Raw genomic sequence first — 21,723 nt, 5'->3', positions numbered from 1 at the left:
GGTTTAGCAAAAATCACCATTTTTCCATTTTACTTTTGGGATGCCAACAGCATGTACAGAAAAAGCACACTTGCGATGCTTATAGCTTTGCTAACCGGCGCTGCCTCGGCCCACGCGCAAACGAACATAAGCACCATTGAAGCCCGGCTCAACGCGCTGGAAAAACGCCTGCAGGAGGCAGAAATCAGGGCGCAAACGGCGGAAAACCGCGCCGGGACGGCGGAGAAAAAAGTTCAGCAACTCACCGCGCAGCAGCAAAAAAACCAGGACTCGACTCAGGAAGTGGCTCAGCGTACCGCCAGACTTGAGAAAAAAGCCGATGACAAAAGCGGCTTTGAGTTTCACGGTTACGCCCGCTCCGGCGTGATAATGAATGATTCCGGCGCCAGCACCAAATCCGGGGCCTACATAACGCCGGCAGGTGAAACCGGCGGAGCTATCGGTCGTCTGGGAAACCAGGCCGATACCTATGTTGAAATGAATCTTGAACATAAGCAGACCCTGGATAATGGGGCCACGACCCGCTTTAAGGTGATGGTCGCCGACGGGCAAACCTCTTATAACGACTGGACTGCAAGCACCAGCGATCTGAACGTTCGTCAGGCCTTTGTCGAATTGGGTAACCTGCCGACGTTCGCTGGGCCATTTAAGGGCTCAACCCTGTGGGCCGGGAAACGTTTCGACCGCGACAACTTCGATATTCACTGGATTGACTCTGATGTCGTGTTCCTCGCCGGTACCGGTGGCGGTATTTATGACGTGAAGTGGAACGACGGCCTGCGGAGTAATTTTTCCCTGTATGGGCGTAACTTCGGCGACATTGGTGATTCCAGCAACAGCGTGCAGAACTATATCCTCACCATGAATCACTTCGCAGGACCGCTGCAGATGATGGTCAGCGGTCTGCGGGCGAAGGATAACGACGAGCGTAAAGATAGCAACGGCAATCTGGTAAAAGGCGATGCGGCAAACATCGGCGTGCATGCGCTGCTCGGCCTGCATAACGACAGTTTCTACGGCCTGCGCGACGGTAGCAGTAAAACCGCTCTGCTTTATGGTCATGGTCTGGGCGCGGAGGTTAAAGGTATCGGATCTGATGGCGCACTTCGTCCGGGAGCCGACACATGGCGCATTGCCAGCTACGGCACCACGCCGCTCAGCGAAAACTGGTCTGTTGCCCCGGCAATGCTGGCGCAAAGCAGTAAAGACCGCTACGCCGATGGCGACAGCTATCAGTGGGCAACATTCAACCTGCGTCTGATTCAGGCGATCAATCAGAATTTTGCTCTCGCCTATGAAGGCAGCTACCAGTACATGGATCTTAAACCCGAAGGTTATAACGATCGTCAGGCGGTGAACGGTAGCTTCTACAAGCTCACCTTTGCCCCGACATTTAAGGTCGGCAGTATCGGTGATTTCTTCAGTCGCCCGGAGATTCGTTTCTATACCTCCTGGATGGACTGGAGCAAAAAACTGAATAATTACGCCAGCGACGACGCCCTGGGCAGTGACGGTTTTAACTCGGGCGGCGAATGGTCTTTCGGTGTGCAGATGGAAACCTGGTTCTGACGGCTTACGCCTGATGACAGGAATAGCCGGGGGGCAGAGCATCTTTGTCACCCCGGACTTAACTAAGACGCAGAAAAAGCACTCCCGTGAACGTGGGACGACAACATAAAAATGTTTAAGCCTTAAGAGGGTACTATGGATTTTGAACAGATTTCCCGCTCGCTGCTTCCGCTTCTTGGAGGCAAAGAAAATATCGCCAGCGCCGCGCACTGCGCCACGCGCCTGCGCCTGGTGCTGGTCGATGATTCGCTGGCCGACCAGCAGGCCATCGGCAAAGTTGAAGGGGTGAAGGGTTGTTTTCGTAATGCCGGACAGATGCAGATTATTTTCGGCACCGGGGTGGTAAATAAGGTCTACGCTGCCTTTACTCAGGTGGCGGGTATTAGCGAATCCAGCAAATCGGAAGCCGCCGACATCGCGGCAAAAAAGCTCAATCCATTCCAGCGCATCGCTCGCCTGCTATCAAACATCTTCGTGCCGATAATCCCTGCTATCGTCGCCTCTGGTCTGCTGATGGGCCTACTGGGAATGGTCAAAACGTACGGCTGGGTTGACCCGGGCAACGCCATCTACATCATGCTGGATATGTGCAGCTCGGCGGCGTTTATCATTCTGCCGATTCTGATTGGCTTTACCGCCGCCCGCGAATTCGGCGGTAATCCTTATCTAGGCGCGACGCTCGGCGGCATTCTGACTCATCCAGCGTTGACAAACGCCTGGGGCGTGGCCGCGGGTTTCCACACCATGAACTTTTTCGGCTTCGAAATCGCCATGATCGGCTATCAGGGTACGGTGTTCCCGGTACTGCTGGCAGTATGGTTTATGAGCATCGTTGAGAAGCAGTTGCGTCGCGCAATCCCTGATGCCCTGGATTTGATCCTGACGCCGTTCCTGACGGTGATTATATCCGGTTTTATCGCCCTGCTGATTATCGGCCCGGCCGGTCGCGCGCTGGGCGACGGTATCTCCTTTGTCCTCAGCACTCTGATTAGCCACGCTGGCTGGCTCGCCGGGTTGCTGTTTGGCGGTCTCTATTCAGTTATCGTCATTACCGGTATTCATCACAGCTTCCACGCGGTCGAAGCCGGGTTGCTGGGCAATCCCTCCATCGGCGTCAACTTCCTGCTGCCGATTTGGGCGATGGCCAACGTCGCTCAGGGCGGAGCATGTCTGGCGGTGTGGTTCAAAACCAAAGATGCAAAAATTAAAGCTATTACTCTGCCCTCGGCGTTTTCCGCCATGCTGGGCATCACCGAGGCGGCGATTTTTGGTATTAACCTGCGCTTTGTGAAGCCATTTATTGCGGCGCTGATTGGCGGTGCGGCGGGCGGCGCATGGGTGGTATCTGTACACGTCTACATGACCGCGGTTGGCCTGACGGCGATCCCCGGCATGGCCATCGTGCAGGCCAGTTCGCTGTTGAACTACATTATCGGGATGGTTATCGCCTTTGGCGTCGCCTTTACGGTCTCCCTGGTTTTGAAATACAAAACGGACGCTGAATAATGTCACTTCCATCACGACTGCCCGCGATTATGCAGGCCGTAATGCAGGGCCAGCCACGTGCGCTGGCCGATAGCCACTATCCGTGCTGGCATCTTGCGCCGGTCACCGGGCTGATGAACGACCCCAACGGCTTTGTCGAATTTGCCGGACGCTATCACCTGTTTTATCAGTGGAACCCGCTCGCCTGCGATCATACGTTTAAGTGCTGGGCGCACTGGAGCTCCCCTGATCTGCTGCACTGGCAGCATGAGCCCATTGCGCTGATGCCGGACGAAGAGTATGACCGCAACGGCTGCTACTCTGGCAGCGCGGTGGATAACAACGGTACGCTTACCCTGTGCTATACCGGCAACGTGAAGTTTGCCGACGGAGGGCGAACCGCCTGGCAATGCCTGGCAACGAAAAACGCTGACGGCACCTTCAGCAAAATCGGCCCGGTGCTGCCGCTGCCGGAGGGCTACACCGGCCACGTGCGCGACCCAAAAGTCTGGCGACACGAAGACCTGTGGTACATGGTGCTGGGCGCGCAGGATCGGCAAAAGCGCGGCAAGGTGCTGCTGTTCAGCTCTGCGGATCTCCATCAGTGGACGAGTATGGGTGAAATCGCCGGCCACGGCATCAATGGCCTCGACGACGTCGGCTATATGTGGGAGTGCCCGGATCTTTTTCCACTCGGCGACCAGCATATTCTAATCTGCTGTCCGCAGGGGATTGCCCGCGAGGAAGAGTGCTACCTGAACACCTACCCGGCAGTATGGATGGCGGGCGAGTTTGATTACGCTGCCGGCGCTTTCAGCCACGGCGAACTGCACGAACTGGACGCCGGCTTTGAGTTCTACGCCCCGCAAACAATGCTTACCAGTGATGGCCGTCGTCTGCTGGTCGGCTGGATGGGCGTGCCGGAGGGCGAAGAGATGCTTCAGCCGACCCTCAACAACGGCTGGATCCATCAGATGACCTGCCTGCGTGAGCTGGAGTTTATCGACGGTCAGCTCTACCAGCATCCGCTACGGGAACTGAGCGCCCTGCGTGGTGAAGCACACGGCTGTTTGGGGAACGCCCTGCCGCTGGCACCGATGGAAATCGATCTGCAAACCCGCGGGGACGATATGTTGAGCCTCGATTTTGGCGGCGTATTAATCCTTGAGCGCGATGCCAGCGGACTCCGCCTGGCCCGACGCAGTCTCGCCAGCGACGAGATGCATTATCGTTACTGGCGCGGAAACGTCCGCTCGCTGCGTATTTTCATCGACCAGTCGAGTGTGGAGATTTTCATCAACGGCGGTGAAGGGGTGATGAGCAGCCGTTACTTCCCGGCATGTTCCGGTCAGCTAACATTCTCCGGCATCACGCCGGACGCATTCTGCTACTGGCCGCTGCGAACTTGCATGGTAGAATAAGCGTTTTGCTTCAGGCTCATGGCGTCGTAATGAAAACCAAACGCGTAACCATTAAAGATATCGCCGAACAGGCTGGCGTCTCCAAAGCAACCGCCAGCCTGGTACTGAACGGTCGTGGCAAGGAGTTGCGCGTGGCGCAGGAAACGCGTGAGCGCGTACTGTCGATTGCCCGTAAGCAGCACTATCAGCCTAGCATTCATGCCCGCTCGCTGCGCGACAACCGCAGCCACACCATCGGACTGGTGGTGCCAGAGATCACCAACCACGGCTTTGCAGTCTTTGCCCATGAGCTGGAGATGCTGTGCCGCGAGGCGGGCGTCCAGCTGTTGATCTCTTGTACTGACGAAAACCCTGCTCAGGAGAGCGTGGTGGTCAATAACATGATTGCCCGCCAGGTCGACGGGATGATCGTCGCTTCCTGTATGAACAACGATGCCGACTATCTCAAGCTCAGCCAACAGCTGCCAGTGGTGCTGTTTGACCGCTGCCCTAATGAAAGCACGCTGCCGCTGGTAATGACCGATTCGATTACCCCAACGGCGGAACTGATTTCCCGCATCGCGCCTCAGCATAGCGATGAGTTCTGGTTTTTAGGCGGTCAGCCGCGTCTGTCGCCCTCCCGCGATCGTCTGACCGGGTTCACGCAGGGTTTGGCTCAGGCGGGTATTGCCCTACGCCCGGAATGGGTGATCAACGGCAATTACCACCCCAGTTCCGGCTATGAGATGTTCGCCGCACTCTGCGCGCGCCTTGGGCGGCCGCCTAAGGCGCTGTTCACCGCCGCCTGCGGGCTGCTCGAAGGGGTTCTGCGCTATATGAGCCAGCACCATTTACTCGACTACGATATTCATCTGACGAGCTTTGATGATCACTATCTTTATGATTCGCTGTCGCTGCGTATCGACACCATCCAGCAGGATAATCGCCAGCTGGCCTGGCACTGCTACGATCTGATAAGCCAGCTGATCGAGGGCGATACGCCCGAAACGCTACAACGCTACCTGCCCGCAACGCTGCAGTTTCGGCATTAGTAATAACTGAGCATTTTTGAATAGCGACGCTGGACGCCGATTGGTCTGAACGGCCCGGCGATCGCCGGGCATACCATTGGTGCTGGCATCGTGCTGGTAACTATCATATTAGGGCGTTTGAGCTGTTGCCTGGCCTCTCGCCGGGAGATTGTATTAACTGACCCCTGACAATAACAGTCTGTTTTGAGCCAGATATAGTCATTCGAACCCTGAGAGTTACACTTTTAAGTGATTCAGGGTATGCGCTTACTGGTTACGAATATTGTGCCAGAATCATGTGATTTGATAATTGCCGCTTTGCTTTCGAGCCAGTAAGTGCTCCACGTTCGCTAACGAATACTCAGGGCATGCAGATAAACTGCTGGCTATATTTCTTTCGAAGAGCGTGGAATGCATACCAATCCCCGGTTAAAAGGAGTTGGTGATGACTGCTATAGATCAGTTTGCTGCTCACGTTGGTCTGGACTGGGCGGATAAAAAGCACGATGTCTGCGTTCAGTTTAAAAACGGTGAGCGCACATTCCATGTGATTAAACATACCCCGGAAGCGCTTGATACCAGGCTCAATGAGTTGCACCAGAAGGTCAAAGGCAGGATCGCTATCGCCCTTGAACTGAAGAAAGGCCCGGTAGTGTATGCTCTCCAGAAGTACCCCTTTGTTACTGTCTTTCCTGTACACGCGTTATCATTGGCCCGCTATCGGCAGACCTTCTGGCCAAGTGGTGCTTCTCTCAACCGTTAAATAAACAATCTCAACATAACACGTGATTATTTTATCATTTCTATATGGTCAACTAAAACTGGCCACTGCGCTCATTATTCGGAAGTGCCTGGACTAATCGGTGGAAATAAAAAGGAAAAAATAAGCCCTGGCTGCCTCTGGCAGCCAGGTATGTTGTTATGGATGGAAAGCACAACAGTCACTCGTTCGTGCAGCCTGCTAATGTTGGCAGTGCCTTCGTAGCGTTTGTCAGGTCAACGCTGAAGGTCCCTGCTTTGCGGTCATTGACGTAGACTTCGAACTGCCTGGCCTTGCGGATATCCATGATGAAACTAAACCAGGCATTATCCCCGTTACGCCAGCCAAGGGTTGAGGGAATGGCATATTGCTTATGGTCCATCACCACTGTGATGTCGGTACTGTTATCATGCGAGCTGATCGTTTTATCTCCTGCGAGGGTCAGAAAAACCGAGTGCTGGTAAATACCGTTCTGGTCCGGATTTTCCGTGCAGTTGATGGTGAACATCTTTCCGCTGCTATTGGGGTTTGAGGGCCAATGGAACGAAAACGTACGCTAAGAAGGTAATTCATTGTTTAAATTAAAATTTAATTCTCTCAGTTCCCCCTTCAAAATATCCTCCGGTAGCGTGAACGTATAATGCCCCAGCATATTGATATGCCCGTGCATCAGTGGGGATAACCGGACGATATCTTCACCCCCGGTTTCTTCTCCATTCCTGCGCATCCAGCTCAGGGCTTCCTGCATATAAAGTGTGTTCCACAGTACCACTGCGTTAGTGACGAGGCCCAGTGCACCCAGTTGATCTTCCTGACCTTCACGATAGCGCTTTCTGATCTCACCGCGCTGCCCGTAGCAGATCGCCCTCGCCACAGCATGGCGGCCTTCTCCCCGGTTTAGCTGCGTCAGGATCCGCCGACGATAATCCTCATCATCAATATAATTTAGAAGGTACAGCGTCTTGTTGACGCGCCCCACTTCCATGATCGCCTGTGCCAACCCTGATGGGCGCGAGCTTTTCAGCAAAGAGCGAATGAGTTCTGAAGCATGAATGGTACCCAGTTTCAGCGAACCGGCGGCTCGCATCATCTCATCCCACTGATACTCGGCTTTCGACAGATCGGCACAACCACGAGCCAGTTCGTCTAGTGCACCGTAATTTGCCGATTTATCCACCCGCCAGAATACTGCTTCACCGGCATCGGCAAGCCGAGGAGAAAACTGGTATCCCAGCAGCCAGAAGAGGCCAAAAATAATGTCGCTGGTACCGGCTGTGTCTGTCATGATCTCAACCGGATTCAGCCCTGTCTGCTGCTCCAGAAGGCCTTCCAGCACAAAAATGGAATCTCGTAATGTGCCGGGGACAACGATGCCGTGGAATCCAGAGTACTGATCAGAGACGAAGTTGTACCAGGTGATGCCACGTCCGGAACCAAAATATTTTCTGTTAGGTCCTGAATTGACGGTTTTCACCGGCGTGACAAAGCGCATGCCGTCAGCTGAAGCCACTTCGCCGCCACCCCAGCGGCCAGCAAGCTCCAGTGTGGACTGAAAATCAACCAGGCGGACATTGGCGCTGACCAGCGTTTCTGCCCGGAGGTAATTCTGTTTCACCCAACTGAGCCGGTGGCGCGTCAGCGCCGGTATATTGTGCTTTATCAGCGGTTCCAGCCCGATATTGCAAGCCTCAGCCATCAGGACCGCGCACAGGCTGATGTGCAGATCCTGCGCCCGGGCCCCGGATTCACTGACATGCGTAAACTCACGTGTAAAGCCCGTTCTGGCATCTATCTCAAGCAACAGTTCCGTCAAATCTACCGGCGGGAGTAGCTGCCTTACCCGACTGTTGAGACGATGCAACGATGGTGGCTCCTCCAGTTTCTCCAGGCTGCTGATAGTCAGGGAAGGATATTTACCGTCATGGCAGATATTAACCTCCGCATTTCCTTCAAAGCGGGATGCGACGGCTTTCCAGGTTTTATCCAGTTGGACCGCCAGCTGTTGCACGCCTTTATGTCCATCAGTGGGATGTCCCAGCGCCCGACAGATGGGGACCCGCTGAACCTGCCATTCTTCCCCCTGCAACAGCTTCTCGCGGGGATTTCCCCAGCGATCGCTGTTTTCGAGCCAGATGTCCCGTCGGCGTAGTGCATCCTGAAGGCGCTCCAGCAGACAAAGCGAGTAACCGGCACGCTGTATCCGGCCCTCCGCATCGTATACCAGGCGTTTCCAGGGGCCGGTAATAATATGTTCAGGCGCATCGTCCAGGATGCGCTTTTTCGAGCCGTTCAGTTCGGTCAGATAATGAATGGCGGACAGCGTATGTTCTCCGGCTGGCGCTGCCTGGAAATGCAGGTCGCGCAATACCGCCGGAAGAAAACGCTTTACCCGCCCGTACTGTTCCACCATTTCGTCATGGAAATTGTTGTTCTGAGGCCGGGCCAGCTCATTTACCTTGCTGACGGATTCTGCCAGCCTACTTTTCGGTATGCTGCTGAATATGGTCTCCCTCAGTTCAGCATCGTCAGCCTGCTCAGCTAGCAACAATGAACATGCCTGCGCCAGCAGTAGCGCAGCACGGTCAAGATCTTTCAGCGTCCTGAGCCGTTTTTTCTGCCCCGTTTTCTTCGCCGCACGAGTGATATCCAGTATAAGCATATCGAGCACATCAACGGCTTCATCCAGCGCCGCAGTCTCCTGTGCTTTAACGAATGCGGTGAGTACGGTCAGCTTTCTCTGCTGTGGCATTCGCGCGATATATTTTACCGACGCCATGCCTGCGTAACGGGCCAGATTACGTAGTTGTATAGCGGGCAGACCGGTAAAACTCAGTCGGGAAAACTCCAGGTTTCGCAGCCGGATATACCGCTCCAGCGCTTCGGTAAATGCCGGACCGCTGACGGTGACAGGTCCCTTTTTCAGTTGCTCCAGCGGTGAAATTCGCTGCCCCTCAGGAATGTCCAGCAGCTCAGTCACGCGGGCGGTCTGCCAGCTGTCCGGCAACGCGGCCAGTTTCTTCCAAAGTTGCTGATTTGCCCGTTCACGTATTTCACTGACGAGACGTACAAGTGTGGTTGCTCCGGGCAGCAGGACCTTATTCTGAAGCAACCAGGCGGTGGCAAAATCAAACATCAGGCCGGGTCGCTCATTACTGAGCCATGCACGGGTGTATAGCAGGCGCTTCAGGCGGAAAGACCAGGGGAAATCGCCAAATTCATGGTAACCGTAATATTCCTTAATCAGCGCAGTATGCTCTCTGAGGGTGGTATCCCGTTCTGCGTAGCGGGAAAGGACTTCCGGACGGCGGATATTAAGCTGCACCGCGACAAATTGCTGAACACCCGGCAGAACCCGGGTTAAATCTGTCAGAAAGGTGCCCAGAAAACGGGCGGTGGTGAGCTGAAGCGCAATTCCCAGCCGGTTATGCCTTCCCCGTCGCTGGTTAATGAAGGCAAGATCTCGCTCATCAAGATGAAAATAGCGCGCCAGCTGCACGTCATTGGGTTCTGCAACATAGCGACCATAATTCAGTTCCTGCTCAGTGGTCAGAAAATCGACGGGCATATAGGCCTTCCTGCCTGACGGTTATATATTAACAATTTCGCAACCGTCCGAAATGTTATAATTTATAAGACAGCATAAAACGGCAGGCATGGACTGTCTATTAAATCGTATTTTTGCCATAATAGACACAAGGTGTCTGATATTCGATTTAAGGTACATTTTTATGCGACTTTTTGGTTACGCACGGGTCTCAACCAGTCAGCAGTCCCTAGATATTCAAATTAGAGCACTTAAGAACGCGGGGGTAAAAGCCAACCGTATTTTTACGGACAAGGCATCGGGAAGTTCAGCTGCCAGGGAAGGACTTGAGCTGTTGCGCATGAAGGTGGAAGATGGAGATGTCATTCTGGTGAAGAAGCTAGACCGTCTTGGTCGTGACACTGCCGATATGATTCAACTAATAAAAGAATTCGATGCCTTGGGTGTGGCAGTCCGATTCATTGATGATGGGATCAGTACCGATGGAGAAATGGGGAAGATGATCGTCACAATTCTATCAGCAGTGGCACAAGCAGAACGTACTCGCATCTTTGAACGAACAAATGAAGGAAGAATTGAGGCCAAGTCTAAAGGAATTAAATTTGGCAGAAAACGGAAAATAGACAGGAATAAAATAAAATTTATGCATGATAAAGGAACTGGAGCAACTGAAATAGCTAAGCATATGGGTATTGCGCGTTCAACCGTATATAAAATTATCAATTCAGAACGTTCACCAATCAATGATTGATTATCTTACAACTGACAAGGTGGAATTGTGAGAACATTTGTTATAATTTGGACGATAGCTTTCATTGCGGTAATTGCTGTAATGTGTACAGTGGATCTTTCATTATATGTACCTTCAATTTACACCGTATTTAATAAAAACAAACCTTTAGTAACTGGTATTATATATATACTACTAATATCTATTTTTATATGGCTAATTGTAGCGTTATATCTTTTAAAAAAATACTCATTTAAAGTAGAGAAATTAAGTTTAGGCGGCGTTAATGTTCTGTTCAATGAAAGTGGTACGTTATATCGCAAAAGTATAAAAAATCATCTGGATTCAAAAAGAGCTATCTTTAAGTTGAAGAAAAATGTGGACGCATTCGATGAAGTTATCTCATCATATTATCAGACATATCAATTTATTAGAGATGAAATGAAACTATTGAATCCAAAAAAAGACAATGAGTTATATAATATTAGCAATGATATGTTAATGGTGTTAAATAAATTTTTAACTAAAAATCAAAATAATTATAAAAGATGGTATAAATATATATCAGATAAGGATGAAGTTATTGATGTTATAACTAATACACCATTAAAAGTTCACCTGACGCCTATAAATAAAATACAAAAGCAATACTATAACTACAGTAAAATATGTAACGATTTTAAAGTAGTAAATGATTTTTTCACATCACGGGTTCAACAAACATTTAACGTGAACACCACCAAATGGGATTGGTAACAAGTAAAGGGGAGTATCATACTCCCCTTTACTGTTTCTGCTAGCCATTACGCATTCTCATTGGGGTAGAAAAAACGTATTCGCACTTATCTTTATCTTGATATGTTAACTCAATCATTTTTCTAAGGTTTTCTGGGTTATTGTGTATCTGATCCCAGTTGACTATTGATATATATGACTTTTCACTCATCAAGTTATCGATAACTCTTTCAGGCATATATGGATATATTTCTTTATATGTTGTTCTGTCGTTGATTGTTATCCACTCGGTTATATTAGGATGAAATTCATTTTTTTCATTTTCACCATGACTGGCTCTAATGTTGTTTGTCCCTGTTGAAGGAAGATTTATAATAAAAATACCTGATTTGCCGTTTCTGGGACTATCCCTCATGGATGAATATAATTCCCAATCAACATGCTTTCTATTTTTAGTCTCAGTCCCAACGAGTAAAATAAGAGCGGATGTATCACGTAAATATTCATCCCTTATTATTTCTCTGATCTTTTGAGGTTCTTCTTCTTCATCAATGTCACCAAGTGATACCGAGCGATTCACAAAAATATCAAAAACATCATTCATTTTTTCAAGTTCGTTTTTGTACCATTGGTCATTAGCATGGTGGTAACTGATGAAAACTTTGTGCTTGGTCACGCTTTTTCCTCATTTATTCTCTGGTTTACGGATTTTACATCTTCATCCATACCGAGTAAAAGTCTTATAATTTATTTTTTCACACTAAGAGATACTCTCAACCACTGGATACAGTATAATCAGGAAGTGGCTACATTCTTCCAATTCAAATGAAGAGAGCAGACTTACATGCAATTCATCCATAATGATCTTGGTCAAAGAAAAAGAGGGGAGATTGTTGAAATCACCCTTATCAGTGGTGCAAATGTTAGACTAATGGATAGTTCTAACTTCAGTAGTTATAAGAATGGCCGACGACATTCCTACATTGGTGGGTTAGCAAAGCGCTCCCCCATAAGGTTACAGATCCCTTCATCAGGCCATTGGCATATTGCTGTAGATATGCAGGGATTAAGGGGGAGTACCAGGGCTTCTGTTCGCGTTCTTCCAGGGGTTCTTCCTGAAATTCAGGATAGGCCGTTAAGCGAAGTTCCTAGTCTGGTAAGAGATAACAGACCACCGTCAACAGCACAGAGCAACGAGATACATGACGTATTTATTTCGCATGCCTCAGAGGATAAAGATGATTTTGTTCGCTCTCTGGCAAACTCATTAATCAGTCACGGCCTTAATGTATGGTATGACGAAATGACGTTAAGAATTGGTGACAGCCTGAGACAAAAAATAGACAAAGGTTTAGCAAACAGTCGTGTTGGGTTAGTAGTTTTGTCTCCGGCGTTTATAAGCAAAGGTTGGACAAATTATGAACTTGATGGAATCGTCACTCGTGCTATTTCTGGTGAGCAAATATTGCTTCCCATATGGCATAATATTACAAAACAAGAAGTTGTCGATTTTAGTCCATCATTAGCAGACAAAGTTGCTCGTAGTACTGCAACTCATACAATCGATGAAATTGCTCATGAGATAGCCGAGCTACTGCATTCTCGTGGTTAATGTTTATCGAAATTCAAATAGCAAAACAAAAGGATCAATCAGCGATCCTTTTTTTATTTTTATGAATATCAATAAATTACATTCTTAACGTACGTTTTCGTTCCATTGGCCTTCAAACCCCGTGACTGCCGGAAGATTACCGGCAGCAAGCAAAGCCTAACGGATGATGATTTTTTCCTTAAAGAGCTGCACAGCAGCGAAAAATGGCCCGCATTCCTGCAAACCGCCGTTGAGAAGAAACGCACTATCGTGATCTGCGGTGAAACCGGGTCGGGGAAAACGGTACTCACGCGCGCGCTGTTAAAATCGCTACATAAAGACGAGCGTGTAATTATTTTAGAGGACGTTCACGAAGTCACGGTCGATCACGTTGTAGAAGCCGTTTATATGATGTACGGCGATGCAGGAAAGATCGGCCGCGTCAGCGCCACTGATGCCCTGCGAGCCTGTATGCGTCTGACACCGGGCCGTATCATCATGACTGAGCTTAGGGATGATGCTGCGTGGGATTATCTTAAAGCACTTAATACCGGCCATCCAGGCGGTGTTATGTCAACGCACGCTAACTCTGCGCGCGATGCCTTTAACCGTATTGGGCTGCTTATCAAGGCGACCCCTATCGGCCGTATGCTCGATATGAGCGATATTATGCGAATGCTCTACTCCACCATTGACGTTGTGGTGCATATGGAAAAGCGGAAAATCAAAGAAATTTATTTTGACCCTGAATATAAAATGCAGTGTGTGAACGGGAGCCTGTAATGAAAAACTTAGCAACCTGGCTTCTGGCCGCAGCATTTACGACAGCCGCCCTGCCCGCCTTTGCGGTGGAACCATCCGTTCAGGTTGGCTACTCGCCTGAAGGAAGCGCCCGCGTTCTCGTCCTGAGCGCCATTGACTCCGCAAAAACCTCGATACGGATGATGGCTTATTCTTTTACCGCCCCGGATATTATGAAAGCACTGGTAGCAGCCAAAAAACGGGGAGTTGATGTGAAAATCGTAATTGATGAAAGGGGCAATACGGGGCGCGCCAGCATTGCGGCCATGAACTACATAGCGAACAGCGGCATCCCTTTGCGTACTGACAGTGATTTCCCTATCCAGCATGACAAGGTGATCATCGTGGATAATGTGACCGTTGAAACTGGCAGCTTTAATTTCACCAAAGCGGCCGAAACGAAAAACTCGGAGAATGCGGTGGTGATCTGGAACATGCCTAAGCTCGCTGAATCATTCCTCGAACACTGGCAAGACCGCTGGAATCGGGGGAGAGACTACCGTTCCAGCTACTGAATACTGACCGCCAAAAGGCGGTTTTTTTGTTCAAAGAAACTGATCTCAGTATCGCGCCCGGGGCAGCTGGCCAACGTCGCCGGCATCGCGCCGGCAAAAATCGAAAAACAGAAATATCAGCAAGATAGCTTAAACAGGTGTCGGGAAATTTCGTTGAGATATTTTGAAGGAATCACAGTGTAAGCAGGCGCTTTTTCAGGGAGGCGCGTTCTTGCGGGTTGCGTCCCTTGTGATTGGCGATGCGATCCGCCGTGGCGGCCTGGCGCTTGACGGGCCAGTAGGAGCGGCCATCCTTGCCCATCGACCAGACGCTGCTGGCCTGGTTTTCCAGCAGGGGCAGATGGGCGCTCAGGGCTTCGGGCGACGCGCTGGTCAGCGCCGTGCGCTCACGGGTGCGCCAGCGCTGATGCCAGAGCTTCTTGTCCTCGCGCTCGCTGCCGCAGGTCGTGTGCCCGACGATGGGTGTTTTGCGGCGGCTGCGGCTCATAACGTAGTGGTCTCCAAGAACATTCAGGACTGATCCCAGGCGTCGATGGTCAAGACCTGATCGGCAGGACAGGCGGCTACGCGGTCGGGAACTGGATGGTGTTCAGTCTCATGCCGACCCCATTCGATTGATCGCGTCGCTTGCGGCACGCTGCGACGCAAGGAGGTTTGCGACCTGGTTTAGCAGCCGTGTCCGCTGCATGTCTGTTACCTATCTCCCCGACCGCTCATTGGACCAACTCCAGAGATTGGGCTCTATCGCTCAGCCAATACGAAACCGGCATTGGCTGATGCCACAACCGAGACTAACACAAATGGCTCGGTACCTGTATTTCGCGCCCCGTGCACTTGGCCCGGTCTTGCCACGGCTATCTCACCTTCCCTGAGGGCACGAACAATCCCATTGCCCTGAAAGTAATCAGCCATTCCCGACAAAACAGTCCACGTGTCTTGGCCGTGAGGATGAATGTGAGCCGCAATTTCCTGCCCGGGATGGACATGCCAAACCACGATAATTGAGTCTCGGGTTTCAAGCACAACGGAACGAATAGGCTCGCCTTCGGACGGCTGAACATACTCGGCTACAGAAAATATTCTCGATTCAACAGTCATCGGAGATCCCTCTTTCACAGTTGTCGTTACGGTCTTCATCGTCGGCATCCTGACGCACGGCGGGCAATTGCTGGAGCAACGCCGGCAGCCATTCCTGTACCGTCTCCCACACCACATCGAGGTTGATGTCGAAATAGCCGTGAGCCATGCGATTACGCATATTGCGCATGCTGCGCCACGGCACGTCGGCATGCGCCTGGGTGAACTCGACGTAGCCATCCATCACCTTTGTGGCCGCCTCGCCGATGACGATCAGGCTCATGATGACGGCCTGCTGGGTGCGCTTGTCGGCCAAGAAGTCGTCCTTGGCCATCCCTTCCACGAAGCTGCGCGCATCGGTTGCGGCCTGCTGAATGTGGTCGAGGTAATCGGGCAGGCGGTTCTCGCTCATATCGGTTGCGCCTCCGCGAGCACCTTGGCCCGGAACTTCGGCGGCAGGTCGCCGGGAGTCAGCAGATCGACGTCAACGCCGAGCAGCGATTTCAGTTCTTCTTCCAAATCGCCCAAGTCCAACAACGTGGCACCGGGCAGCGCATCGACCAACAGGTCGAGGTCGCTGCCATCCCGGTCGGTGCCATGCAGCACCGAGCCGAAGACGCGCGGGTTCGCGGCGCGAAAGCGGCCTACCGCTTCACGCACTGCGCTTCGCTTCATGTCAAGCACAACAGACGGTCGCATGCGCATCCTTTCTTATCGAAACTCGTTGAGATGATATGCAATCAAGAATAGAATTTCAAGAACTATTTTCGGCACTGTTGCAAATAGTCGGTGGTGATAAACTTATCATCCCCTTTTGCTGATGGAGCTGCACATGAACCCATTCAAAGGCCGGCATTTTCAGCGTGACATCATTCTGTGGGCCGTACGCTGGTACTGCAAATACGGCATCAGTTACCGTGAGCTGCAGGAGATGCTGGCTGAACGCGGAGTGAATGTCGATCACTCCACGATTTACCGCTGGGTTCAGCGTTATGCGCCTGAAATGGAAAAACGGCTGCGCTGGTACTGGCGTAACCCTTCCGATCTTTGCCCGTGGCACATGGATGAAACCTACGTGAAGGTCAATGGCCGCTGGGCGTATCTGTACCGGGCCGTCGACAGCCGGGGCCGCACTGTCGATTTTTATCTCTCCTCCCGTCGTAACAGCAAAGCTGCATACCGGTTTCTGGGTAAAATCCTCAACAACGTGAAGAAGTGGCAGATCCCGCGATTCATCAACACGGATAAAGCGCCCGCCTATGGTCGCGCGCTTGCTCTGCTCAAACGCGAAGGCCGGTGCCCGTCTGACGTTGAACACCGACAGATTAAGTACCGGAACAACGTGATTGAATGCGATCATGGCAAACTGAAACGGATAATCGGCGCCACGCTGGGATTTAAATCCATGAAGACGGCTTACGCCACCATCAAAGGTATTGAGGTGATGCGTGCACTACGCAAAGGCCAGGCCTCAGCATTTTATTATGGTGATCCCCTGGGCGAAATGCGCCTGGTAAGCAGAGTTTTTGAAATGTAAGGCCTTTGAATAAGACAAAAGGCTGCCTCATCGCTAACTTTGCAACAGTGCCAGCAAAACCATTAACGGACAGCCGGATCATTTCGTACATCCCTTACGGTCAGGGGTTCGCGCTCAATGGAACGAAATCACCCGTTAGCTTAAAACGCTTAACGAATGGAAGGGACTTCCCCTAGATATGCGCCTGATTAACTTTCGTGCAATCATAGGATAAACATTGACCCAGAGGGATTCGTTATGACCATCACCACTGTCGGTATCGATCTTGCTAAAAATGTGTTTGCTGTTCACTGCATTGACCAAAATGGTAAAGCTGTTCTGGTTAAACCCAAGGTGTCGCGTGCAGCACTTTCTGAACTCATCGCAGGTTTACCTCCCTGTGTCATTGGAATGGAAGCCTGCTCGGGTGCCCACTATTGGGCAAGATTATTCAGGCAGTATGGCCATGATGTCCGGTTGATGGCTCCGAAATTTGTCTCACCCTATCGCATGGCGGGTAAGACCGGGAAAAATGATGCAGCTGATGCAATAGCTATTTGTGAGGCAGTGCAGCGGCCGCATATGCGCTTTGTACCAGTCAAAGACGAAAGCCAGCAGGCAATGCAATGCTTACATCGGACAAGACAGGGATTTATCCAGGAAAGAACAGCAACGTATAACCGTCTTCGGGGCCTGATATCTGAATTCGGGGTTATTGCCCCACAAAGCACTGATGCTCTGCGTCATGTTGTTTCTGACCAGAAGGAAACTCTGCCAGTACAGGTTAGGCTGTGCATTGATGATCTATTGACACATGTCACTAATATTGAAGAGAAAATCGCCGAATATGACAGGGTATTATCTCGTGTGGCCAAAACAGATCATCGCAGCCAGCAGTTAATGGAACTGAAAGGTGTTGGGCCCACCACAGCGAGTGCGCTGGTCGCCAGTATTGGCAATGCCCATGATTTTAAGAACGGGCGCCAACTGGCAGCCTGGTTGGGGCTAACGCCATCACAATACAGTAGTGGCGGAAAATCAAAGCTTGGCAGGATAACAAAAGCGGGTGATGCCTATCTGCGAACCCTACTGGTCCAGGGAGCCCGTTCTGTAATGGTAGGGGCAGAGAATAGAACGGACCCGTTTAGCCGTTGGGTCTGCTCGTTGATTGGTAGGCGGGGATACTGGCGTGCTGTCGTTGCAATCGCCGCCAAGAATGCGAGGTTGTGCTGGGCATCATTACATTACGGCGATGACTTCAGACTGTATTCAACAACATGAAAAATTTAACTGAGTAGTAACTGAACTGTAAATTGTTGATGGTAAAGGGTTAGACCCCCGTGAGAAGTATCTGCATATCCTACTGGATATCACTATCCGATTAACGAAGGAGGATCTCACGAGCGTCTTTCATCAGGGTCCGAATCACTAGCGATTCAGCATGACCGTTTATAGTAGCGCAGGTAATGACTCCAACTTATTGATAGTGTTTTATGTTCAGATAATGCCCGATGACTTTGTCATGCAGCTCCACCGATTTTGAGAACGACAGCGACTTCCGTCCCAGCCGTGCCAGGTGCTGCCTCAGATTCAGGTTATGCCGCTCAATTCGCTGCGTATATCGCTTGCTGATTACGTGCAGCTTTCCCTTCAGGCGGGATTCATACAGCGGCCAGCCATCCGTCATCCATATCACCACGTCAAAGGGTGACAGCAGGCTCATAAGACGCCCCAGCGTCGCCATAGTGCGTTCACCGAATACGTGCGCAACAACCGTCTTCCGGAGCCTGTCATACGCGTAAAACAGCCAGCGCTGGCGCGATTTAGCCCCGACATAGCCCCACTGTTCGTCCATTTCCGCGCAGACGATGACGTCACTGCCCGGCTGTATGCGCGAGGTTACCGACTGCGGCCTGAGTTTTTTAAGTGACGTAAAATCGTGTTGAGGCCAACGCCCATAATGCGGGCGGTTGCCCGGCATCCAACGCCATTCATGGCCATATCAATGATTTTCTGGTGCGTACCGGGTTGAGAAGCGGTGTAAGTGAACTGCAGTTGCCATGTTTTACGGCAGTGAGAGCAGAGATAGCGCTGATGTCCGGCGGTGCTTTTGCCGTTACGCACCACCCCGTCAGTAGCTGAACAGGAGGGACAGCTGATAGAAACAGAAGCCACTGGAGCACCTCAAAAACACCATCATACACTAAATCAGTAAGTTGGCAGCATCACCAGTAGCGCAGTCTTATCCCTTGCCTTTCATTGATGAACAGACAGAAATTAAAAACCGGCGTTGACTGTTCGGGGAAGCCCTTATAGTAGGATAATTTCCTTTTTCCAAGCGGACCCGGTGAAATACGCGAACGGGCAAATCAGCGGCTGTGGAAGAAACTGGCCGCGTTGCCGGACAGCTGGCAGACCGCCCGCGTGACGGAGCTTCTGGACATTCCTGAGGGGCAGCGTACTTCACCGCTGGAGCAACTGAAAAAGGGACCGGTCACCGTCAGCGGCCCGGCATTTACCGAAGCGCTGGAGCGGTATATCCGGCTGCGAAACCTGGAATTTTCCCGACTGAATTTTACCGGTCTGCCTGCTATACAACTGCGTAATTTGGCCCGTTACGCAGGCATGGCGTCGGTAAAATATATCGCGCGAATGCCACAGCAGAGAAAACTGGCCGTACTCACAGCATTCGTTAAAGCGCAGGAGACTGCGGCGCTGGATGAGGCCGTTGATGTGCTCGATATGCTGATACTGGATATCACTCGTGCGGCGAAGAAAACGGGGCAGAAAAAACGGCTCAGGACGCTTAAAGATCTTGATCGTGCTGCGCTAATATTGGCGCGGGCATGTTCATTGTTGCTGGATGAACAGGCTGACGATGCTGAACTGAGGGAGACCATATTCAACAGCATACCGAAAAGCAGGCTGGCAGAATCCGTCTGCAAGGTAAATGAGCTGGCCCGGCCTCAGAACAACAATTTCCATGACGAAATGGTGGAGCAGTACGGGCGGGTAAAGCGCTTTCTTCCGGCGGTATTGCGCGACCTGCATTTCCAGGCAGCGCCAGCCGGAGAACATACGTTGTCCGCCATTCATTATCTGACCGAACTGAACTGCTCGAAAAAGCGCATCCTGGACAATGCGCCTGAACATATTATTACCGGCCCCTGGAAACGCCTGGTATACGATGCGGAGGGCCGGATACAGCGTGCCGGTTACTCGCTTTGTCTGCTGGAGCGCCTTCAGGATGCACTACGCCGACGGGACATCTGGCTCGAAAACAGCGATCGCTGGGGAAATCCCCGCGAGAAGCTGTTGCAGGGGGAAGAATGGCAGGTTCAGCGGGTCCCCATCTGTCGGGCGCTGGGACATCCCACTGATGGACATAAAGGCGTGCAACAGCTGGCGGTCCAACTGGATAAAACCTGGAAAGCCGTCGCATCCCGCTTTGAAGGAAATGCGGAGGTTAATATCTGCCATGACGGTAAATATCCTTCCCTGACTATCAGCAGCCTGGAGAAACTGGAGGAGCCACCATCGTTGCATCGTCTCAACAGTCGGGTAAGGCAGCTACTCCCGCCGGTAGATTTGACGGAACTGTTGCTTGAGATAGATGCCAGAACGGGCTTTACACGTGAGTTTACGCATGTCAGTGAATCCGGGGCCCGGGCGCAGGATCTGCACATCAGCCTGTGCGCGGTCCTGATGGCTGAGGCTTGCAATATCGGGCTGGAACCGCTGATAAAGCACAATATACCGGCGCTGACGCGCCACCGGCTCAGTTGGGTGAAACAGAATTACCTCCGGGCAGAAACGCTGGTCAGCGCCAATGTCCGCCTGGTTGATTTTCAGTCCACACTGGAGCTTGCTGGCCGCTGGGGTGGCGGCGAAGTGGCTTCAGCTGACGGCATGCGCTTTGTCACGCCGGTGAAAACCGTCAATTCAGGACCTAACAGAAAATATTTTGGTTCCGGACGTGGCATCACCTGGTACAACTTCGTCTCTGATCAGTACTCTGGATTCCACGGCATCGTTGTCCCCGGCACATTACGAGATTCCATTTTTGTGCTGGAAGGCCTTCTGGAGCAGCAGACAGGGCTGAATCCGGTTGAGATCATGACAGACACAGCCGGTACCAGCGACATTATTTTTGGCCTCTTCTGGCTGCTGGGATACCAGTTTTCCCCCCGGCTTGCCGATGCCGGTGAAGCGGTATTCTGGCGAGTGGATAAATCGGCAAATTACGGTGCACTGGACGAACTGGCACGTGGTTGTGCCGATCTGTCGAAAGCCGAGGATCAGTGGGATGAGATGATGCGAACCGCCGGTTCGCTGAAACTGGGCACCATTCATGCTTCAGAACTCATTCGCTCTTTGCTGAAAAGCTCGCGCCCATCAGGGCTGGCACAGGCGATCATGGAAGTGGGGCGCGTCAACAAGACGCTGTACCTTCTTAATTATATTGATGATGAGGATTATCGTCGGCGGATCCTGACGCAGCTAAACCGGGGGGAAGGCCGCCATGCTGTGGCGAGGGCGATCTGCTACGGGCAGCGCGGTGAGATCAGAAAGCGCTATCGTGAAGGTCAGGAAGATCAGCTGGGGGCACTGGGCCTGGTCACTAACGCAGTGGTACTGTGGAACACACTTTATATGCAGGAAGCCCTGAGCTGGATACGCAGTAATGGAGAAGAAATCGGGGTTGAAGATATCGCCCGGTTGTCCCCACTGATGCACGGGCATATCAATATGCTGGGGCATTATACGTTTACGCTACCGGAGGATATTTTGAAGGGGGAACTGAGAGAACTAAATTTCAATTTAAACAATGAATTAACTTCTTAGCGTACGTTTTCGTTCCATTGGCTCTCAAACCCCAAAAAGTGGATAACCGAACAGCATCGGCGCGAGCGCCTCAAAAGTAGCTCCCCACGCTAAAGCGCGGGGCATTCAGAACGGAATCCCTCGA

The 21,723-nt window shown here is 51.5% G+C and carries 17 protein-coding genes and 4 pseudogenes; 13 read left to right on the top strand and 8 right to left on the bottom strand.

The window, feature by feature from the left end; translation table 11 throughout:
* Positions 1 to 51: 51 nt before the first annotated feature.
* From AC1MKH_RS25800 to AC1MKH_RS25780, 5 genes and pseudogenes are all read left to right on the top strand, one after another.
* Positions 52 to 1,569, top strand: coding sequence for a carbohydrate porin (locus AC1MKH_RS25800; RefSeq protein ID WP_276224759.1), 1,518 nt, complete (start codon positions 52 to 54; stop codon positions 1,567 to 1,569).
* Positions 1,570 to 1,704: 135 nt separating this feature from the next.
* Positions 1,705 to 3,075: a sucrose-specific PTS transporter subunit IIBC gene (locus AC1MKH_RS25795; RefSeq protein ID WP_276224758.1), complete on the top strand. Its 1,371-nt coding sequence runs from the start codon at positions 1,705 to 1,707 to the stop codon at positions 3,073 to 3,075.
* Positions 3,075 to 4,475, top strand: a complete 1,401-nt coding sequence (locus AC1MKH_RS25790; RefSeq protein ID WP_276224757.1) for a sucrose-6-phosphate hydrolase — start codon at positions 3,075 to 3,077, stop codon at positions 4,473 to 4,475. Before AC1MKH_RS25795 ends, AC1MKH_RS25790 begins: the two co-directional genes overlap by 1 nt.
* A 29-nt stretch (positions 4,476 to 4,504) precedes the next feature.
* The gene (locus AC1MKH_RS25785) at positions 4,505 to 5,506 is read left to right on the top strand and encodes a LacI family DNA-binding transcriptional regulator (protein WP_276224756.1); all 1,002 of its coding nucleotides are present in this window, start codon (positions 4,505 to 4,507) and stop codon (positions 5,504 to 5,506) included.
* A gap of 424 nt (positions 5,507 to 5,930) precedes the next feature.
* Positions 5,931 to 6,233: pseudogene (locus tag AC1MKH_RS25780) on the top strand (IS110 family transposase); the annotation flags it as partial.
* A 193-nt stretch (positions 6,234 to 6,426) separates the two neighbouring features.
* Here AC1MKH_RS25780 and yfjT read toward each other — a convergent pair.
* Positions 6,427 to 6,768 (bottom strand): annotated as a pseudogene (gene yfjT, locus AC1MKH_RS25775) (protein YfjT); the annotation flags it as partial.
* A gap of 33 nt (positions 6,769 to 6,801) precedes the next feature.
* On the bottom strand, positions 6,802 to 9,810 hold the full coding sequence (locus tag AC1MKH_RS25770; protein ID WP_327622021.1) for a Tn3 family transposase: 3,009 nt from the start codon (positions 9,808 to 9,810) through the stop codon (positions 6,802 to 6,804).
* 163 nt (positions 9,811 to 9,973) lie between these two features.
* On the opposite strand from AC1MKH_RS25770, the gene AC1MKH_RS25765 reads away from it, so the two are divergent.
* Both AC1MKH_RS25765 and AC1MKH_RS25760 read left to right on the top strand, forming a co-directional pair.
* The gene (locus tag AC1MKH_RS25765) at positions 9,974 to 10,540 is read left to right on the top strand and encodes a recombinase family protein (protein ID WP_004098835.1); all 567 of its coding nucleotides are present in this window, start codon (positions 9,974 to 9,976) and stop codon (positions 10,538 to 10,540) included.
* 27 nt (positions 10,541 to 10,567) lie between these two features.
* Positions 10,568 to 11,275: a hypothetical protein gene (locus tag AC1MKH_RS25760; RefSeq protein ID WP_001258875.1), complete on the top strand. Its 708-nt coding sequence runs from the start codon at positions 10,568 to 10,570 to the stop codon at positions 11,273 to 11,275.
* 40 nt (positions 11,276 to 11,315) lie between these two features.
* Here AC1MKH_RS25760 and AC1MKH_RS25755 read toward each other — a convergent pair whose 3' ends face one another.
* Entirely contained in the window at positions 11,316 to 11,930 is a 615-nt protein-coding gene (locus tag AC1MKH_RS25755) for a TIR domain-containing protein (protein ID WP_000160641.1), read from the bottom strand.
* A gap of 168 nt (positions 11,931 to 12,098) precedes the next feature.
* On the opposite strand from AC1MKH_RS25755, the gene AC1MKH_RS25750 reads away from it, so the two are divergent.
* The 3 genes and pseudogenes from AC1MKH_RS25750 (at position 12,099) to AC1MKH_RS25740 (ending at position 14,161) form a co-directional block, all read left to right on the top strand.
* Positions 12,099 to 12,866, top strand: a complete 768-nt coding sequence (locus AC1MKH_RS25750; RefSeq protein WP_327622024.1) for a DUF1883 domain-containing protein — start codon at positions 12,099 to 12,101, stop codon at positions 12,864 to 12,866.
* 123 nt (positions 12,867 to 12,989) lie between these two features.
* Positions 12,990 to 13,628: pseudogene (locus tag AC1MKH_RS25745) on the top strand (CpaF/VirB11 family protein); the annotation flags it as partial.
* Positions 13,628 to 14,161 (top strand): phospholipase D family nuclease, encoded by a 534-nt coding sequence (locus AC1MKH_RS25740; protein WP_000792636.1) that lies wholly within the window; start codon positions 13,628 to 13,630, stop codon positions 14,159 to 14,161. The pseudogene AC1MKH_RS25745 and the gene AC1MKH_RS25740, both read left to right, overlap by 1 nt.
* A gap of 172 nt (positions 14,162 to 14,333) precedes the next feature.
* On the opposite strand, the gene AC1MKH_RS25735 is transcribed toward AC1MKH_RS25740, so the two are convergent.
* From AC1MKH_RS25735 to AC1MKH_RS25720, 4 genes are all read right to left on the bottom strand, one after another.
* Complete coding sequence (locus AC1MKH_RS25735) at positions 14,334 to 14,648, bottom strand: hypothetical protein (protein ID WP_000091613.1); 315 nt, start codon at positions 14,646 to 14,648, stop codon at positions 14,334 to 14,336.
* Positions 14,649 to 14,902: 254 nt separating this feature from the next.
* Entirely contained in the window at positions 14,903 to 15,259 is a 357-nt protein-coding gene (locus tag AC1MKH_RS25730) for a cupin domain-containing protein (RefSeq protein WP_000215515.1), read from the bottom strand.
* On the bottom strand, positions 15,249 to 15,650 hold the full coding sequence (locus tag AC1MKH_RS25725; RefSeq protein ID WP_001293886.1) for a HepT-like ribonuclease domain-containing protein: 402 nt from the start codon (positions 15,648 to 15,650) through the stop codon (positions 15,249 to 15,251). Before AC1MKH_RS25725 ends, AC1MKH_RS25730 begins: the two co-directional genes overlap by 11 nt.
* The gene (locus AC1MKH_RS25720; RefSeq protein WP_001247892.1) at positions 15,647 to 15,937 is read right to left on the bottom strand and encodes a nucleotidyltransferase family protein; all 291 of its coding nucleotides are present in this window, start codon (positions 15,935 to 15,937) and stop codon (positions 15,647 to 15,649) included. Before AC1MKH_RS25720 ends, AC1MKH_RS25725 begins: the two co-directional genes overlap by 4 nt.
* A 133-nt stretch (positions 15,938 to 16,070) precedes the next feature.
* On the opposite strand from AC1MKH_RS25720, the gene AC1MKH_RS25715 reads away from it, so the two are divergent.
* Positions 16,071 to 16,775 carry an IS6-like element IS26 family transposase gene (locus tag AC1MKH_RS25715; protein ID WP_001067855.1) on the top strand — a complete coding sequence of 235 codons (705 nt, stop codon included), beginning with the start codon at positions 16,071 to 16,073 and terminating at the stop codon, positions 16,773 to 16,775.
* A 237-nt stretch (positions 16,776 to 17,012) separates the two neighbouring features.
* On the top strand, positions 17,013 to 18,035 hold the full coding sequence (locus AC1MKH_RS25710) for an IS110-like element IS5708 family transposase (protein WP_000156884.1): 1,023 nt from the start codon (positions 17,013 to 17,015) through the stop codon (positions 18,033 to 18,035).
* 196 nt (positions 18,036 to 18,231) lie between these two features.
* Here the strand turns inward: AC1MKH_RS25710 and AC1MKH_RS25705 are convergent.
* A protein-coding gene (locus AC1MKH_RS25705; protein ID WP_103215986.1) for an IS1-like element IS1A family transposase occupies positions 18,232 to 18,929 on the bottom strand; the annotation gives its coding sequence in 2 pieces (ribosomal slippage) (positions 18,232 to 18,680 and positions 18,680 to 18,929; 699 coding nt in all).
* Between the two features lie 174 nt (positions 18,930 to 19,103).
* On the opposite strand from AC1MKH_RS25705, the pseudogene AC1MKH_RS25700 reads away from it, so the two are divergent.
* Positions 19,104 to 21,599 (top strand): annotated as a pseudogene (locus AC1MKH_RS25700) (Tn3 family transposase); the annotation flags it as partial.
* Between the last annotated feature and the right edge of the window lie 124 nt (positions 21,600 to 21,723).

The sequence above is a fragment of the Pseudocitrobacter sp. CD920760 genome, from assembly GCF_057782505.1.
This window is presented reverse-complemented; position numbering and strand designations above follow the sequence as displayed.